Source organism: Bradyrhizobium sp. AUGA SZCCT0177 (assembly GCF_018130125.1).
In the GTDB taxonomy this organism is placed as follows: Bacteria; Pseudomonadota; Alphaproteobacteria; order Rhizobiales; family Xanthobacteraceae; genus Bradyrhizobium.
Genome location: NZ_JAFCMA010000040.1, coordinates 41,828 through 58,236, shown reverse-complemented (window position 1 = coordinate 58,236; position 16,409 = coordinate 41,828). Strand labels below are relative to the sequence as shown.

The following is a 16,409-nucleotide window of genomic DNA, read 5'->3' as shown; positions in this document are numbered from 1 at the left end:
GGGAATATCCCGCTGACAGCCACGCCCAAGCGGCTTCCGGCTTGGCGAGCCGATGATCCTGCGTCGTCCTCCCATGCCGCGCGCGCCGACGCTAGGTAAGCGACTTTAGTCAACGAAGGTACTGTCTCCTTCAAGATTTCCAAACGCTTACCGGTGATTTCGTTTCCCGCGTTGATGCTCACGCCCGTGAGGTTTCCGCCAGGGCGCGCAAGACTTCTGCCTGATCCTCCCCAGATCGACGTTCCCGCGATCGCGACGATCGGTATCTCCGAAGTGGCCTGTGTGAAGGCCATGACGAGAGCATGCAGATTGGTAACGATGACGTCGGGCTTGCGGCTCACAATTGTACCGGCAAGTGCGGTCAAATGGTCAGTTCGGCCCTCGGCTGAGTAGCGCTCGACGACAAGATTGTCTCCCTCCAGATCGCCCAACTTGCGCAGCGTCTCGTAGAACCGACGCACCCAGAACGGGCCAGCTGACTCGGTGAGTTGTTCCGCCGGGATACCGGAATGAACGAACGCGACACGGTTCTGCTTCCGCGACTGCTGTGCGCGGGCCGCAATTGGCCATGCGAACGACGCACCGCCAAGTGTTGCCATGAAATCGCGCCGTCTCATCCAGCCCATGCTCCAGCCATCGCTGACGCGGGACTATAGCACCTTGGGAGGCCGCGCGCCCGTACTGCGGTATAGCCGCCGAGGTGATGTCCGCTCTGGGTTCAGACTGAGAAGTCCGGGCGTTCAACCGGCAAGCCGCCTTTAGCCTCAACTCCGGACATCGCGCTGCACCGCATTAATCGACGCTATGTGCCATGAGCGGAAGTCGCACTCTCATCTAGCCGCCCCGTTCGGGGTAACCGAGACTGCGCAAGTCACTCGGGCAACCCGGCTCGCCGCAATGCTTCTCTGTATCGCGAGAGGTCTTCGGCATGCCGATAGGGGCTCAGCACGTCTTTGAGATTGGAAACACGTAGCGTGGGATTGAGTTGCCGCAGCCGAGCCATTGCGTTGTGTGCTTGCTCCGGCCGTCCGGCCATTGCGTTGCTTGCGGCGGCCTGGCGTAATCCAGGTTGATAGTCCGGATTATCCTGCAATGCCATCGCCGCCCACGATGCCGCTTCGTCATAGCGGCCCAGGAGGAAGTGGGCAAACGCGGTCCCGGCTCGCATTGCTGTCACCCGCGGATCAAGTGGGCTCAGGCGCATGGCACGTGCGAAGCGTCCGATCGCCGGTTCCGGCTCGCCAAGAAAGGTTTTTACCCAGCCACCGTAAAGCCATGCCTCGGCCGAATTGGAATTGAGCCCAAGCGCGCGATCGATTAAGGCGGCGCCTACCTCGAGATCGCGAACAACATACACTAACGCCCACCCGCTGGCGGTGAGCGCGATCGCGTCATCCTTGCCCAACTCAACCGCCCGCTGGGCGAGCCTCGTTACTTCGGCGATATCGTTCGGTGTAACTGAAATCCAGCCATTGACCTTGGCTTGGGTGTAGCAAGTGGCAGCACGACCATAGGCCGAAGCAAAATCCGGGTCGAGCTCGATCGCGCTGTTGAACAGGCGCAGTGCCTCGCCGTTTGCTTGCCGGTTACCAAACTGATAAAGGCTGGCCAAACCGCGTAAATAGAGGGCATAGGCGTCGAGACTTTCGGTCGGCTTGCGCTTGGCACGCTCGATCTCGGCTTTTTCCACCGCTGGCGCGATCGCCCCGACAACGCTCTCGGTCACCTGGTCCTGCAGATCGAAGACGTCGCCGAGCCCGCCGTCGAACCGTTCCGCCCAAAGATGTGCCCCAGTGGCGGTGTCGACGAGCTGTCCCGTGATGCGGACTCGATTTGCCGCTTTGCGAACGCTGCCTTCCAGAACATAACGCACCCCAAGGTCGCGCCCGACCTGCTTCACGTCGACGGCGCGCCCCTTGTAGGTGAAGCTCGAGTTGCGGGCGATGACGAACAGCGCCTTGAAATGAGACAGCGCCGTGATGATGTCATCGACCATTCCGTCCGCGAAATATTCCTGCTCCGGATCGGAGCTCAGGTTGGTGAATGGCAGAACAGCAATGGAGGGTTTATCGGGGAGCGTTAGGGCGGGGTCATCAACACGCAGACGGGTCGGCACAGCTGGCACGGCGCGATCGCGTGGGACGCGCCAGACCCGCATCGGTTCGGCGATATTCTTTAGGGATTGCGAACCCAAATCCTCAAACGCTACATCTACCTTGCCACGAATTTGCCGACGAGCGTCGTCCGAAATGCTGATACCGCCCGGCTCTGCGATCCCTTCGAGACGCACTGCAATATTGACCCCGTCACCAAAGATATCGTTCTCTTCGATAATGATATCACCGACGTGAATGCCGATGCGGAGTTCGATCCGCTTGTCCTGCGGCACGTCGATGTTTTGTTCGGCCATGCCGCGCTGAATTTCGTCGGCACATCGCACGGCGTCGACCACGCTGGCGAACTCAGCAATAGCGCCGTCCCCGGTATTCTTGACGATGCGTCCGTGATGCTCAGCGATTTTGGGATCGAAAAGTGTCTTTCTGAGAGCTTTCAGTTGCGCCAGCGTGCCTTCTTCGTCGATCCCTATTAAGCGGCAAGAGCCCGCGACATCCGCCGCCAGAATAGCCGCCAGTCGCCGCTCTACGTGCGCGCTGCTCAAGATCGACCCCCGGGCTCGGGGAAATTGAATGGTTATATAGCAGGATTGTGGGCCGATGTCCGGCTATGCTCACGTCCGAAACGGGTCAATCGCGTCGCTTTGGCCGCCCGCCGACCTTTTCCGATCTACCCCCATAAACAGACGTTACCGGGGTCGGTCGGCATGTCTCAAAGGTGCCAATAGGCGACATCATTCGATGATCTTGTCGTCCCTAGAGAGTGACATGCCCGGCACGTCGACTACGAGCGCTCGCGGTGGTGGCAGAAATACTGTTCGTTTCGCGGCTGCGAGCAATGCAGTAAGCCCGGACAAAGCGCTGCTTGGGCTGCGCAAACGCATACCTGAAATCCTCCTAACCAAGGTAGCATTATTGCATTCCGCGGTTCTGGAGTTGCGGAAATGCCGATCAAACCGCCCATTGTTACAGAGATGGACCTGATACGCGGTCGTCAGATTGTGCGCTCATTGATGCCCCTCAAACGGCTATCTTGCGACGATGCTCAGATCGTTGCGAGGGCAATTGCCGAAAGCTTCGCGGAGGGTCGCAAACAAGGTTTTGATATAGCGAACGACAACTTGCAAGCATACCCATGGTGTCCCAAGGAAGCCGCAGCGAAGGGGATGCCGCCTATTCCGGAGTTAAAGGAAGTCCTTCGGTTTCTGTCGGGAGACCATGGACAACCAAACCAGGAGTAGCTTGGTAAGACTTCAATTTCCGGGCCTTCCCGCCAAATTGGGAATTCAGAAACCGTTTCTAACTCGCGAAAGGCCGCAGAATGCGGGCTTGCTTCGCACTGTCTCCGGATACGCTCGAAAGCCTAAAAACGAATATCCCCAGGGCTTGAAGGGTGCAACGACAAACAACATGACGACAAGCGGCACGGTGAGAGCCGTCAGAAGAGGATCGGTCCATCGTTCGCGCAAGAGAGCCATGCCCCTTTGTCTTGGCGCAGTACTGGAATGACGCCTTCGAGACGTCCTCTCGCCGAGCACCGCCGCGGCGAAACAAACCGCAACAACCAAGAGCCGCTAAGGAGAACCCCATGGAAATGATCGATCTGAGCCGTGACCTGTTCCACCGCACGCAGACGCATCCCGCCCACCCTCCCGTGATCATCTCCGTGTGGTACGACCACGCCGAGAAGAAGCGCGCGGGAAACACAGACTTTTCCTCCAAGGCTTTGTCCATCGCCTTCAGCGATCATGCCGGAACACACGTGGATGCGCCGGTGCACTTCGATTCCCGTCCCGATGCCCTTTCAATCGACCAGATGCCGCTGGAGAAATTCTATACGTCCGGCATCTGTCTTGATCTGTCCCACGTACCGTTGCGCCATGCCGTGACGGTCCCGGAAATAGAAGCGGCCCTGGCGGCTTCCGGGCAGGAAATCCGCGCCGACGACACCGTGCTGCTGTACATGGCCACTAACGATCGCCTGCTGGGTAAGCCGGGCTACCTCCACGATTTCCCTGGCCTCGCGGTGGATAGCGTGCATTGGCTGGCCGACCGGGGCATCGGCATGTTTGGTGTGGAGGCGGTGAGCCCAGCCCCCGAAGGCGAACCCAACTTCCAGGCCCATCTCGCATGTGGCGAACGGGGGATCACACACATGGAATGCCTTGCCAATCTCGACAAGCTTGTGGGACGCGGTCGATTCCGCTTCATCGGCTTTCCACTCAAGATCCGCGCTGGCACCGCAAGCCCCATCCGCGCCGTCGCGATCTTCGAGTGAACTCGCCAAAATCTGCACGCGACTGCTCCCGCGACCCTTCTCCCGGACATTAACCCGCAACGAGGCAGAGGATCTTGAAGCTTCCGCAGCACGACCGATATGGGTGTCCGCTCTGGGTCAAACTCGGAAGTCGGGGCACCCAACTGGGAAGTCCGCTCGGCCCCCGTCAACGGACATCGTCAGCCCGGACTGTCAGGTCCGTGCCGATATTGTTGCAAAAGTCGAAAATCGAACAACCCTGAAAATCTCGCCAAAGTTGATCTTTGGGCTTCTCTGCTGCTGCGTCGCTTTTCAGCGCTACTACGGAGGTCCGTGATCGATTTTGGATGAAACGATTTGGTCCCTCACGTCGCCGCGCGTAAAACCCATCAGCGGGTCTAAGAATTTTCGTTCGCCATCCCGAAAAGACTTTTGCAACAATATCTGCCAATAGCGGACCCACGCATCGCAGCAAACAGAGAGCGGAACATCACATCGCGGGTCCAAGCGCTCAATCATTCTGGAAGCCCGGCGAGGCGCAAGCCATCGACGAAGGTCTCCAAGTCCTGCGCCCTTCGGAATGGAAGATAATCCGTGAGATTAGATATGCGGATCGTAGGGTTTTGCTCCAACATTTCGTCAACGAACTTGCGTGCTTCGTTCATGTTCCCAACAAGGGCACTAGCTGCCGCTAAAACTAAAATTCCCGACCCCCAACGCTGCTGATGGGCCAGAGATTTGATTGCCCATTCCAACGCCTCGCTATATCGTCCTTGGCATAGATGAGCGGCTGCTATGCCCGTTTTTGGTCGATATCCCTCAGGGTCTTTCGGATTCAGGCGCATAGCACGAGCAAACTCTTCCAAGGCTGGTTCATGTTGTCCGAGATAAAGGCTGGCGGACGCGCGGACTTGCCAGCCTGCCGCCAGGTTGTCGTTGATCGAGAGCGCCTGGTCGATCATCGCTGACCCGACTTCGAAATCTTTGCACACCCACAGCAAGGCATATCCTGCCGAGCAAAGGGCAAGCGCATCATCTTGGCCGATGGCGGCGATGCGCAATCCGAGGCGCCTAGTCTCCGCTTCTTCCCGGGGCTTGTCGACGATCCGGCCCTGTATCTTGCGAAACGCGTAACATCGTGCTGCCATTCCATATGGTGTGGCAAATTCAGGGTCTAATTCGATTGCGCGATAGAATAGCCGTAAAGCCTCATCCTGAGAATCTTTCGTCAGCATGTGGGAACAGGCCATGCCTCGCAGGAAACAGTCGTAGGCATCAAGGTTTTCGACGGGCTTGCGCTTCGCCCGCTCGCTCTCAGCTTGATCGACCCGGGGGGCGACTGCAGCAACGACGTTTGTCGTCACCTGATCCTGTAGCTCGAAAGCATCTATCAGCCCGCCGTCAAAGCGATCTGCCCACAGATGTGCTCCGGTCTCGCTGTCGATGAGCTGGCCTGTAATTCGAACTTTTCCTCCTGCCTTCCGAACACTTCCTTCCAACACGTAGCGGACGCCTAATTCACGTCCGACCTGCTTTATATCGACGGCCTTTTCCTTGTACGTAAACGACGAATTCCTCGCGATCACGAACAGTGACTTGAAACGCGAAAGCGCTGTAATGATGTCCTCGACCATCCCATCAGCGAAGTAGTCCTGCTCGGGGTCGCCGGACATATTCTGGAACGGCAGCACGGCGATGGATGGCTTGTCGGGAAGCGCGAGCGTCGGGGCCGGGACCATGAGGGAAGGCTGTTGGGCTGTCCCAGACTTATGATCACCAGGTTTGACCCGCCAAGCCCGCATCGGTTCCGCAATGTTTTTCAGGTTCTGTGGCCCAATGTCGGCACAAACAAGCTCGACCTTGCCTCGGATTTGTCGATACGCATCGTCGGACAAACACACTCCGCCCGGCTCAGCAATACCCTCTAGTCGAGCGGCAATGTTTACGCCGTCGCCAAATATATCGTTGTCGTCGAAGATAATGTCGCCGACATGAATGCCAATGCGGAACTCGATCCGGGTGTCCTGCGGCACGGTAGCGTTCTGCTCGGCCATGCCACGCTGGACTGCAACTGCGCTGCGCACGGCGTCGACGGCGCTGGCAAACTCGACGAGGATACCGTCACCGGTCGTTTTGACGATGCGGCCGCGATGGGAGGCTATAGCGGGATCAACGAGGGCTTTTCTGACCGCCTTGAGCCGGGCCAACGTGCCTTCCTCATTTGAACCCATGAGACGGCTATACCCGGCGACATCCGCCGCCAGCACCGCTGCCAGTCGTCGTTCTACCCGGTCGTCTGCCAATGGCGCCCCCAAAAGTGACCATACCCTTGAGCCTATCAAAGCATGACGGGTTGTTTGAGGGCTAGGGCCTAATGTCCGCTTTGGGTCCAAAATGAGACCTTGCGCCGCGTCTAGCCTAAGGTCCGTTCATCCTCCGACAGCGGACCTGTCGGACTCGCGGGAACAGGTCGGCTTCGTGCCATTAGCGGAAGTCGCACTCATTCGATCAACTCGTCGCGACAGGGCGACCAACTGGCCGTGATGTCATTCGGGCAGCCCGGCTCGCCGCAATCCTTCTTCATATCGCGAGAGATGTTCGGCCCGCCAAGGGCCCACCACGTTTTTGAGAGTGGAAACACGTAGCGTGGGATTGAGTTGCCGCAGCCGAGCCATTGCCTTCTGTGCTTGCTCTAACCGTCCGGCCATTGCATTGCTCGCGGCGGCGACACGTAATCCAGTTTGGTAGTCCGCACTGCCCTGCAATGCCATTGCCGCCCACGATGCTGCTTCGTCGTAGCGGCCCTGGAGGAAATGGGCATGCGCGGTCCCGGCTTGCATTGCTGTCACCCGCGGATCAAGTGGGCTCAGGCGCATGGCACGCGCGAAGCGCTCGAGCGCCGGTTCCGGCTCGCCCAGCCAGATTTTGGCCCAGCCGCCGCAATACCATGCCTCGGCCGAATTGGAATTGAGCCCCAGCGCGCGATCGATCAAGGCCGCGCCTAGCTCAAGATCGCGAACAATATGCGCTAATGCAAACCCGCCGGCGGCGAGCGCGAACACGTCATCCTTGCCCAACTCAACCGCCCGCTGAGCGAGCCTCGTCACTTCGGCAATCTCGTTCGGTGTGACTGAAATCCAGCCATTGATCTTGGCACGGACGTAGCATAAGGCGGCACGACCGTAGGCTGACGCAAAATCCGGGTCGAGCTCGATCGCGCTGTTGAACAGGCGCAATGCCTCGTCGTTCACTTTCCGGCTACCATACTGGTAAAACTTGGCCAAACCGCGCAAATAGAGGGCATAGGCATCGAGACTCTCGGTCGGCTTGCGCTTGGCACGCTCGATCTCGGCTTTTTCCACCACCGGCGCGATCGCCCCGACAACGCTCTCGGTCACCTGGTCCTGCAGATCGAAGATGTCGCCGAGCCCACCATCAAACCGGTCTGCCCAAAGATGTGCCCCGGTCGAGGTATCGACGAGCTGTCCCGTGATGCGCACCCGGTTGGCCGCTTTGCGAACGCTGCCTTCCAGCACGTAGCGCACCCCAAGCTCGTGCCCCACCTGCTTCACGTCGACGGCGCGCCCCTTGTAGGTGAAGCTCGAGTTGCGGGCGATGACGAACAGCGCCTTGAAATGAGACAGCGCCGTGATGATGTCATCGACCATTCCGTCGGCAAAATACTCCTGTTCCGGATCACCGCTCATGTTGGTGAATGGCAGAACAGCAATGGAGGGTTTGTCGGGTAGCGGGAGCGCCCGAGGTTGGCTCACAGCCGGACCTGATTGTACTGTGGAAGGGGTTTGACCAGTCAGGCGAACCCGCCACGCCCGCATAGGCTCAGCAATATTCTTGAGGGGCTGCGGTCCCATATCATCACAGGCAATCTCGACCTTGCCCCGGATCTGCCGGTAGGCATCATCGGAGATGCAGACGCCGCCCGGCTCAGCAATTCCCTCCAGCCGCACTGCGATATTGACGCCGTCTCCAAAGATATCATTTTCATCGATGATGATGTCGCCGACGTGGATGCCGATGCGAAATTCGATTTGCTTGCCCTGCGGTGCATCGATATTTTGTTCGGCCATGCCGCGCTGAATTTCGACGGCGCAGCGTACGGCATCTACGACGCTGCCGAACTCGACGAGAGCGCCGTCCCCGGTATTCTTGACGATGCGCCCGCGATGATCAGTGATTTTGGGATCAAAAAGCGTCTTTCTAAGAGCTTTCAGTTGCGCCAGCGTGCCTTCCTCGTCGATCCCTATCAAGCGGCAAGAGCCCGCGACATCCGCCGCCAGAATAGCCGCCAGTCGCCGATCTACGTGCTCGCTGCTCAAGATGCGCCCCCGGGGCTGGGGGAAAATTAAATGTTCATATAGCACAATTGTGGGTCGATGTCCGGACATGCCCACGTCCGAAACGGGTCATTCGCGTCGGTTTGACGGTCGGCCAGCCACTTCCGGTCTACCCCCGTCAACGGACATCGCCTGATTGGCTCCGCTCTTCCGACGTGCCGCAGGCGGACATCTACGATTCATTCAATCACCTCGTCGGCGCGCGCAAGGTAAGTTAGCGCCAGTTACGAGGAGCCTTAGCGTGGGTTAATCAGGAACACCGGCGCGGCGAAGTCCTTCGTAATAAGCATCGAATTTCTCGCGCAGGGCGAGCGGAAACCGGCGAACGTGCCGACTTATCGAGAATTGCGGGTCGAGCCCGAGTAGCGTTTCCGCGGCCACCTTCGCCTCCGCGTCTCTCCCCCGCCAGGCTGCGCTCGAAGCAAGAGCGGCCCACCCCGGCAGATAGTTCGGATTGTGCTGCACGGCCCGGTGCGCCCAGTCACTTGCCATTTCCAGGTTCCCGCCGACCTGGTGCGCCACCGCCAGCGCCTGAAAGATCGCGTAGCCACGGGAATCCCGCGGGCTGAGGCGGATCGCATGGTTGAGGTGCTTGATGGCAACTTCCGTATCGCCAGCCCGCGTTCTGACGACGCCGCTTTGCAGATAGGCGTGTGCATGGTTCGGGTTCACCGAGAGCGCCTCGTCGATGTAGGCGATGCCCTTCGCAAGGTCATGCGCGAACCAGGCAAAGCAATGACCGGCAGTGCCGAGCATGAGTGGGTCGAGGCGGTCTGCGCGAAGACCCCGGTCGACGAGATCGAGAACCTCCGCACGTTCTTTCGGTTCGTCAACAACCCAGCCCTGAGTATGCCTTTGTATGTAGGCGCGTGCCGCCAGGGCGTAGGCCGGAGCAAACGTTGGATCAAGTTCGATCGCCTGAAGGCAGTTGACCAGCATGGCCTGAGAAGAGTCACGCGTAAATGCATCGGTCAGCGCCTGGGCGCGCAGATAGTAGTCGTAGGCGCCCAGATTCTCGGGCCGCTTGCGCCGCGTGCGCTCGATCTCAGCAAGTTGGATCGTGGGTTCCAGAATGCCCACCACCGCCACGGTGATCCGGTCCTGCAAGTCGAACAGGTCTTCCGCTTCTCCGTCGTACTTTTCGCCCCAAACATAGTTGCCGGTGGCGGTATCGACGAGCTGCGCAGTGAAGCGGACACGGCTGCCGACCCGCCTGACGCTGCCTTCCAACACATACCTTACGCCAAGCTCGCGCCCGATCTGGCGCACATCCACGGTACGACCCTTGTATGTGAAGCTTGAGTTGCGCGCGATTACGAATAGCCAGCGATGCCGTGATAGCCCCGTCAATATGTCCTCGGCCATGCCGTCGGCGAAGTATTCCTGCTCCGGGTCGCCGCTCATGTTCTGAAACGGCAGTACCGCGATAGAGGGTTTATCGGGGAGCGGCAGGACTTTCGACGGTTCCACCGGCTTGTCGGCAATTGCCTCGCCCGTCGGCTCATGCGCTTCCAGCACCGGGCCGACAAAACGGAAGCCCTTGCGCGGCAGGGTCTTGATAAGGCGCTGTTCAGACCCGGTATCGCCGATCAGGCTCCGGGCGATATTTAGGCGGGTCGTCACTGCAGCATCGGATACGATACGCCCATTCCAGATGGCGCCGATGAGATCATCCTTGCTGACGACGCGCTCCCTGTTGCGGATCAGGTAATCGAGCAGGTCGAAGACCTGGGGCGCAACGGCGACGACGTCCGCCCCGCGACGCAGCTCGCGCCGGTCGGTATCTAATGCGAACTGCTCGAAAAGATAGCGCAAGCTGCCGTTCCCTCGGGACAACCCCCATCGCCGGTAGGGAGCTCTGGCACCGCTTAGAGCGCAAAGCGTAAGCCGCTGGTGAGGAAAATGTAAGCTCAATGTTAAGCGCGTCGTGCCCCGTTCTGGCATCCTCATCCGGGTAGAAACGATACCTTGAGGAGATACCGCTATGAACATGGCCCATAGTGCAGCCGAATTTGGAAATACGACCGACTCGGATTGGCGAGTCTTAAGCTCCCTCACGAGTTGTTGGGTTGCGTTTCAGCAATGGCGCAGACGTGGGAGGCTGCAAGCTGAATTGTGCGATCTGAGCGATCGGGGACTAATGGATATCGGTATTGCGCGCGGCGAGATCGAATACGCCACTTCGATCCAAGGTAGCGAGCCGCCGAGAGGCTTCTGACCCACCCTCGATGAATGTCTGTCATCCGGCACCGATCAATGACCGGACTTGGGGCACATGGTTTCCGTGGCTCGACTTCCGCTTTGGGTCATTCGCGTCGGTTTGGCCGGACCACGGCGACGTCTGGTCTACCCCGGTGAACGGACATTCTCAGGATAGGCAGGCATGTCTGAAAGGTGCCAATGGCGGTCATCTTAGGGTGCCGACATCAGACTTCCAACGGAGGGGATCGGGCGAGATGGAATGGTTCGAGGCGACGTAGTCGATCTCACCGCGCGTGATACCAATGTCCATAAGCTCGTTGTCCGTCAGGCGACACAACTCGGTTCGCTGCCTCTCGCGTTTGCGCCACTCCTGAAACGCATTCCAATATGTTTCGAGAGGACTGTAGACCTGTCGCTTTGCGGTTGTCAGTCCCAGCTCGGTGGTCCCTTGGATCGTGCTCATTGCGGTGTGTCCTGTCTGGACTATGTACCCGGGCAAATTGCCGCAAGATGCGGTGGCGCGCTTAACCGGTGGCTTACATTTCCCTTACCGGCAGCTTATTCTTTGTGCTCCAGGGGCTTCAGAGGGGACCCCGAGAGGGAATGGCAGCTTGCGCTATCTCTTCGAGGTTTACACATTTGATACCGAACGGCGCGAACTGCATCGGAGGGCGGATGCGGTGTCGATCACACCGCAGGTTTTTGACCTGCTCGAATACCTGATCCGAAACAGGGAACGCGTGGTAAGCAGAGACGACCTCATCAACGCCGTTTGGAACGGACGCATCGTCTCAGATGCCGCGCTGACGACCCGCCTAAATGCCGCTCGCAACGCAATTGGCGACAGCGGTGACAAGCAGCGCTTAATCAAAACATTGCCGCGCAAAGGCTTCCGTTTCGTTGGCGCAGTGCAGGAAGGGCAGACGCTCGCAACTGCGTCGGCTAGTTCGGCGCCGAACGATGGCGCAACGCAAAGGTCGTTTTCGCCGCCCCACCTTTCCATCGTAGTTTTACCTTTCTCCAACCTAAGCGGTGATCCCGAGCAAGACTATTTCGTCGATGGTGTGACCGAGAGCCTGACTACGGATTTGTCGCGCATCAGAGGCACGTTTGTCATTGGCCGACATACAGCATTCACTTACAAAGGCGCCGTCGATCTCAAACAGATCGGCCGAGACCTAAACGTGCGCTACGTGCTTGAGGGCTCGGTACGGCGGGGTCAAAATCGACTTCGCGTCAACGTTCAGCTTGTGGACGCAGAAACGCGCACACACCTTTGGACAGATCAGTTCGACAAGCCGGTTACCGATCTGTTCGAAATGCAGGATGAAGTCACCGCAAGAATTGCTCCCGCGCTTAACGCCCCGCTTATCGAAGCCGAAGCGCAACGTGGGCAACGTTCGCTGCATCCCGATGCATTAGATTTCTATTTCCAAGGGCAGCACTACTTAAACCAAGGGGTTACACCTAAGTACATCGCACTTGCTCGCCGCTTCTTCGAACAAGCGTTGGCGCTCGATCCGGAGAACATCGCCGCGTTAGTTGGCATCGCAAATGTCGAATTACAAGATGTCACAAACTTTATGGTTGATGATGACCGGGGTTCGCGCCTCGCTCAGGTCGAAGCGACGCTGATTAAGGTCTTGTCAGCGGCCCCACGTCACGCCTTCGCTCATCTCATACTGGCTGGATTGCAACTATTCACAAACCGCGCAACGCTGGCCGTTAGAGAATGCGAACAAGCACTGGAGCTTGATCGCAATTTGGCCTACGCGCACGCATTCCTCGGATTTGCAAAGGTCTTCATTGGTCGTGGGGCAGAAAGTGAGGCTCACATTCAGCAAGCGCTGCACCTTTCCCCACGCGACATCAACGCCCATCGTTGGATGTACTTGCTTGGCGTTGTGAAGTTGATCCTCGGCGTGGACACCGAAGCGGTTGAGTGGCTGCGCCGGTCGTTGGAAGCCAATCGAAACTATCCATTCGCGCACTTCCAGTTCGCTGCCGCATTGGCTCTCGTCGGTTCAGTGGAAGAAGCGCGGGCCGCTGCGCTCGCGGGATTCGCTTTGGATCCGGATTTTACCATTCGCCGGACGAGAGGGCTTTCCTTGAGTTCTGACCCGATCTTCCGTGCTGGCAGCAACCGCATCCGCCAGGGAATGCTAATGGCCGGAATACCAGATGAGTGATGCCAGAGCTGGGTTAATCGCGTCTTTTTGGTCGTCGGCCGCCTACTTCCCGGTCTTACCCTGGAAACGGACATCGTCAGGGTCGGGCGCCATGTCTCAAAGTGCCATGACCGGACTCTAACTTTTGGCGGCGCGTGTTTCACATCTCCTGATTACTCCGGCAACCCTGCCTTTCGTAAAGCCTCGACCCACTTGGCGAAATCCTCTTCTCGGCGCAGCGGGAGTAAATCCTTGAGATTGGAAATGCACAACGCTGGATCGAGCTCACGCATGCGCGCCATATGCTTGCGCGCTTCATCGAGGCGCCCGGCGAGCGCGTGACTGGCTGCGGCCCCGCGCACAGCAGTGAGCCAAGTGGGTCGCGCGCGCACCGCTTTTTCCGCCCAGGAACTCGCGTCGTCGTAATGACCAGCAAAAAAATGCGCGTAGGCGATGCCGCAATGCATCCGGAAAATAAGCGGATCGAGTGGGCTCAAGCGCATGGCCCGCGCCGCGTGTTCAATCGCGTCTTCCGGCTCGCCAGAATACACTTTCAACCAACCGCTCACGTACCAGGCAGCCGCTAGATTGGAGTTGAGAACAAGCGCACGATCAAGATAGGCGATCCCGTCGTCGAGTTCGTGGGCGATATAGGCAAGCGCGAAGCCGCCCCAACAGAGCGCTGCCGCGTCGTGATCGCCTAGCTCCACTGCTCGCCGACACAAACGCGTGGCTTCCGCAGTCTCTAGCGCGCGGTCGGCCATCCAGCCATTGCTCTTTCGAGTAACGAATATCCAAGCCGCCCAACCATAGCACACGGCAAAATCGGGATCGAGTTCGATGGCCCGGTAGAACAAGCGCAGTGCCTCGTTGTCGCCTTCTCTTGTGTACGGAATAGCGCTGGCCACCCCGCGCAGGTAATAGTCGTAGGCGTCGAGATTTTCGGTTGGCTTGCGCTTGGAGCGCTCGATCTCTGCCTGCTCCAGCGTTGGCGCGATAGCGCCCACGACGCTCACGGTCACCTGATCCTGAAGTTCGAAAATATCATCCAGCCCGCCGTCGAAGCGATCCGCCCATAAATGCGCACCTGTCATCGCGTCGACCAGCTGCCCGGTAATACGCACTCGGTTCGCCGCTTTTCGAACGCTACCTTCGAGTACGTAGCGCACGCCAAGTTCACGCCCAACCTGTTTGATATCAACAGCCGTTCCCTTGTAGGTGAAGCTCGAATTGCGTGCGATCACGAACAACGCCTTGAACCGCGACAGTGCCGTAGTGATGTCTTCGACCATGCCGTCGGCGAAATACTCCTGCTCTGGATCGCCGCTCATGTTCTCGAATGGCAAAACCGCGATGGAGGGTTTGTCGGGCAGCGAAAGGGGAGATTTGCCCGTATCGAGCACGCTCGAGATCGTTGCTTGTATGTTGCTTCGCGCAGCCACCTTCGGTTCACCTGCGCGTGCGGAGTACACGCGAACGGGACGCTCAATATTCTCTAGGTGCCGCTCGCCCATGTCATCAAATGTGAAAGATGTCTTGCTACGGATCTGCTCGAAGGCATTTCCGGAGAGATACACACCTCCAGGTTCGCATTCCGCTTCCACTCTTGCAGCTACATTCACGCCATCGCCATAAATATCGCCCTCGTCGATGATGATATCGCCCACGTTGATGCCGATACGGAATTTGATCCGATGATCTTCGGGGATGGCCGTGTTGCGTTCAGCCATAACGCGCTGGATTTGCATGGCGCAGCGCACTCCATCGACCGCGCTCGAAAATTCGACTAAGGCGCCGTCACCTGTAGTCTTGACAATTCGACCGCGATGCTCAGCAACCTTGGGGTCGATAAGCTCGCTTCGATGAGCCTTGAGCGCCGCAAGAGTACCTTCTTCATCAACGCCCATCAGGCGGCTATACCCGGCAACGTCGATTGCGAGGATGGCTGCTAACCTACGGTCCACCCGGTCTTCCGGCATGTAGTCGCTCCCGGGAAACCTGCCATTGTTGATAAGATAGCATGTAGGCAGCTCGAACGTCAGTAGGCGATCAACGTTGCGCGTGCGGCAAAACTGCTCGCCTTTCCCGACGGGGGTGATCGAGTAGCGGCTCGCGGCATGTCCGTTCAGGGTCATTCGCGTCACTTTGACAGCGCGCCGCGAACTTCCGCTCTGCCCCGATCAACGGACATCCCCGATCAGGGTGCGTCAGGTCCGAAAAGTGCCAACAGCGGACACACCGCTAGATGGACCGGTGCTGCGATTGTGATAAGGTCACTCTGATCAATTAACGTGGAGCGCAGGCTCATGCGTCGACCGATCGTCCGCCGCCGAATGCTGACGGCTTGTCTTGGTCTCTTAGTGGCCGGAGCGGCGAAGGCGGATCGTTCGCGGCAGTGGCGCGTGGTCTACGTCGGCTCTGGCAGAACCACAGTAGCCGTACCGATCTTACGGGAAGCGCTTCGGCAGCTTGGTTATGAAGAGGGTAAAAACCTCATCCTCGATGTCCGTGCTGCGAATGGGCAATACGCCATCCTACCCGATCTCCTGAAAGAGGTAGTTGGCCTAAGGCCAGATGTCATCGTTGCAGAGGCCACGCCAGCCGTCGCGGCCGCACAGAAGGCGACGTCGACCATTCCGATTGTGATGTCCCCGGCGAGCGATCCTGTTGGGTCCGGATTCGTCGAGAGCTTTGCTCGGCCTGGTGGAAATATCACTGGCGTGGCAAACATGTTCGGCGATGCCACGACGAAGACGCTGGACATAATCCGTCTGGTGCTTCCGAACGTAAAAATGATCGGGGTCTTGATCTCGAATAATCCAACCCATCCACGCCTGTTCGAGGTCGCCAAACAGGCCGCCGCCTCCATGGCCATTCCCGCAGAGCGCTTTGTCGCGCCAAATCCCGAGGACCTTGAACGGGCATTTGCGGGAATGAAGTCCGCTAATTGCGACGCTGTGTATGTTCTGGCAGACCCAGTTCGTCCAGCCATTCCCGGTATCGCGCTGAAATACGGATTGCCCGCGATTTATCAGGTGAATACCTACGTAACGGAGGGCGGCCTAATGAGCTACGGCCCTGATGTCCCAGGTTTCTTCAGTTTAGCCGCCCGATACGTCGACCGCATTCTGAAGGGCGGGAAGCCAGCCGAGATACCCGTCGAACAGCCTACAAAATTTCTGTTCGCCGTTAACCTCCGCACAGCCAAGGAGCTTGGATTGACCATCCCGGAGTCGGTGCTGCTCATGGCGGACAAGGTGATTGAGTAGCTCTGACCAATCGACGTCGCTCCGCCTACAACTGCAGACATCGG

12 protein-coding genes are annotated in these 16,409 nt (G+C 58.5%); 5 read left to right on the top strand and 7 right to left on the bottom strand.

Annotation, left to right across the window (positions count from 1 at the left end; translation table 11 throughout):
• Positions 1 to 617: ABC transporter substrate binding protein (locus tag JQ597_RS32810; protein ID WP_283813473.1), on the bottom strand; the 617-nt coding region annotated here is incomplete at its 3' end.
• 254 nt (positions 618 to 871) lie between these two features.
• Positions 872 to 2,659 carry an adenylate/guanylate cyclase domain-containing protein gene (locus JQ597_RS32805; RefSeq protein WP_249148390.1) on the bottom strand — a complete coding sequence of 596 codons (1,788 nt, stop codon included), beginning with the start codon at positions 2,657 to 2,659 and terminating at the stop codon, positions 872 to 874.
• Positions 2,660 to 3,058: 399 nt separating this feature from the next.
• Here JQ597_RS32805 and JQ597_RS32800 point away from each other — a divergent pair, with 399 nt between their 5' ends.
• On the top strand, positions 3,059 to 3,355 hold the full coding sequence (locus JQ597_RS32800) for a hypothetical protein (protein ID WP_212269559.1): 297 nt from the start codon (positions 3,059 to 3,061) through the stop codon (positions 3,353 to 3,355).
• A 347-nt stretch (positions 3,356 to 3,702) separates the two neighbouring features.
• Positions 3,703 to 4,392, top strand: a complete 690-nt coding sequence (locus JQ597_RS32795; RefSeq protein ID WP_212269558.1) for a cyclase family protein — start codon at positions 3,703 to 3,705, stop codon at positions 4,390 to 4,392.
• 494 nt (positions 4,393 to 4,886) lie between these two features.
• Here the strand turns inward: JQ597_RS32795 and JQ597_RS32790 are convergent, their stop codons facing one another.
• The 3 genes from JQ597_RS32790 to JQ597_RS32780 form a co-directional block, all read right to left on the bottom strand.
• A complete protein-coding gene (locus JQ597_RS32790) occupies positions 4,887 to 6,674 on the bottom strand; it encodes an adenylate/guanylate cyclase domain-containing protein (RefSeq protein ID WP_249148388.1) in 1,788 nt (595 codons plus the stop codon).
• A 243-nt stretch (positions 6,675 to 6,917) separates the two neighbouring features.
• Entirely contained in the window at positions 6,918 to 8,708 is a 1,791-nt protein-coding gene (locus tag JQ597_RS32785; RefSeq protein ID WP_249148385.1) for an adenylate/guanylate cyclase domain-containing protein, read from the bottom strand.
• 264 nt (positions 8,709 to 8,972) lie between these two features.
• On the bottom strand, positions 8,973 to 10,541 hold the full coding sequence (locus tag JQ597_RS32780) for a winged helix-turn-helix domain-containing tetratricopeptide repeat protein (RefSeq protein WP_212269555.1): 1,569 nt from the start codon (positions 10,539 to 10,541) through the stop codon (positions 8,973 to 8,975).
• 169 nt (positions 10,542 to 10,710) lie between these two features.
• Here JQ597_RS32780 and JQ597_RS32775 point away from each other — a divergent pair, with 169 nt between their 5' ends.
• Positions 10,711 to 10,944 (top strand): DUF1127 domain-containing protein, encoded by a 234-nt coding sequence (locus JQ597_RS32775; RefSeq protein ID WP_349628930.1) that lies wholly within the window; start codon positions 10,711 to 10,713, stop codon positions 10,942 to 10,944.
• Positions 10,945 to 11,133: 189 nt separating this feature from the next.
• Here the strand turns inward: JQ597_RS32775 and JQ597_RS32770 are convergent, their stop codons facing one another.
• Positions 11,134 to 11,391: a DUF1127 domain-containing protein gene (locus tag JQ597_RS32770; protein ID WP_212269554.1), complete on the bottom strand. Its 258-nt coding sequence runs from the start codon at positions 11,389 to 11,391 to the stop codon at positions 11,134 to 11,136.
• A 148-nt stretch (positions 11,392 to 11,539) separates the two neighbouring features.
• On the opposite strand from JQ597_RS32770, the gene JQ597_RS32765 reads away from it, so the two are divergent.
• Positions 11,540 to 13,117 carry a winged helix-turn-helix domain-containing tetratricopeptide repeat protein gene (locus JQ597_RS32765; protein WP_212269553.1) on the top strand — a complete coding sequence of 526 codons (1,578 nt, stop codon included), beginning with the start codon at positions 11,540 to 11,542 and terminating at the stop codon, positions 13,115 to 13,117.
• A 152-nt stretch (positions 13,118 to 13,269) separates the two neighbouring features.
• Here JQ597_RS32765 and JQ597_RS32760 read toward each other — a convergent pair whose 3' ends face one another.
• The gene (locus JQ597_RS32760; protein ID WP_349628929.1) at positions 13,270 to 15,231 is read right to left on the bottom strand and encodes an adenylate/guanylate cyclase domain-containing protein; all 1,962 of its coding nucleotides are present in this window, start codon (positions 15,229 to 15,231) and stop codon (positions 13,270 to 13,272) included.
• A gap of 171 nt (positions 15,232 to 15,402) precedes the next feature.
• Here JQ597_RS32760 and JQ597_RS32755 point away from each other — a divergent pair, with 171 nt between their 5' ends.
• On the top strand, positions 15,403 to 16,365 hold the full coding sequence (locus JQ597_RS32755) for an ABC transporter substrate-binding protein (RefSeq protein ID WP_212269552.1): 963 nt from the start codon (positions 15,403 to 15,405) through the stop codon (positions 16,363 to 16,365).
• Positions 16,366 to 16,409 lie beyond the last annotated feature (44 nt).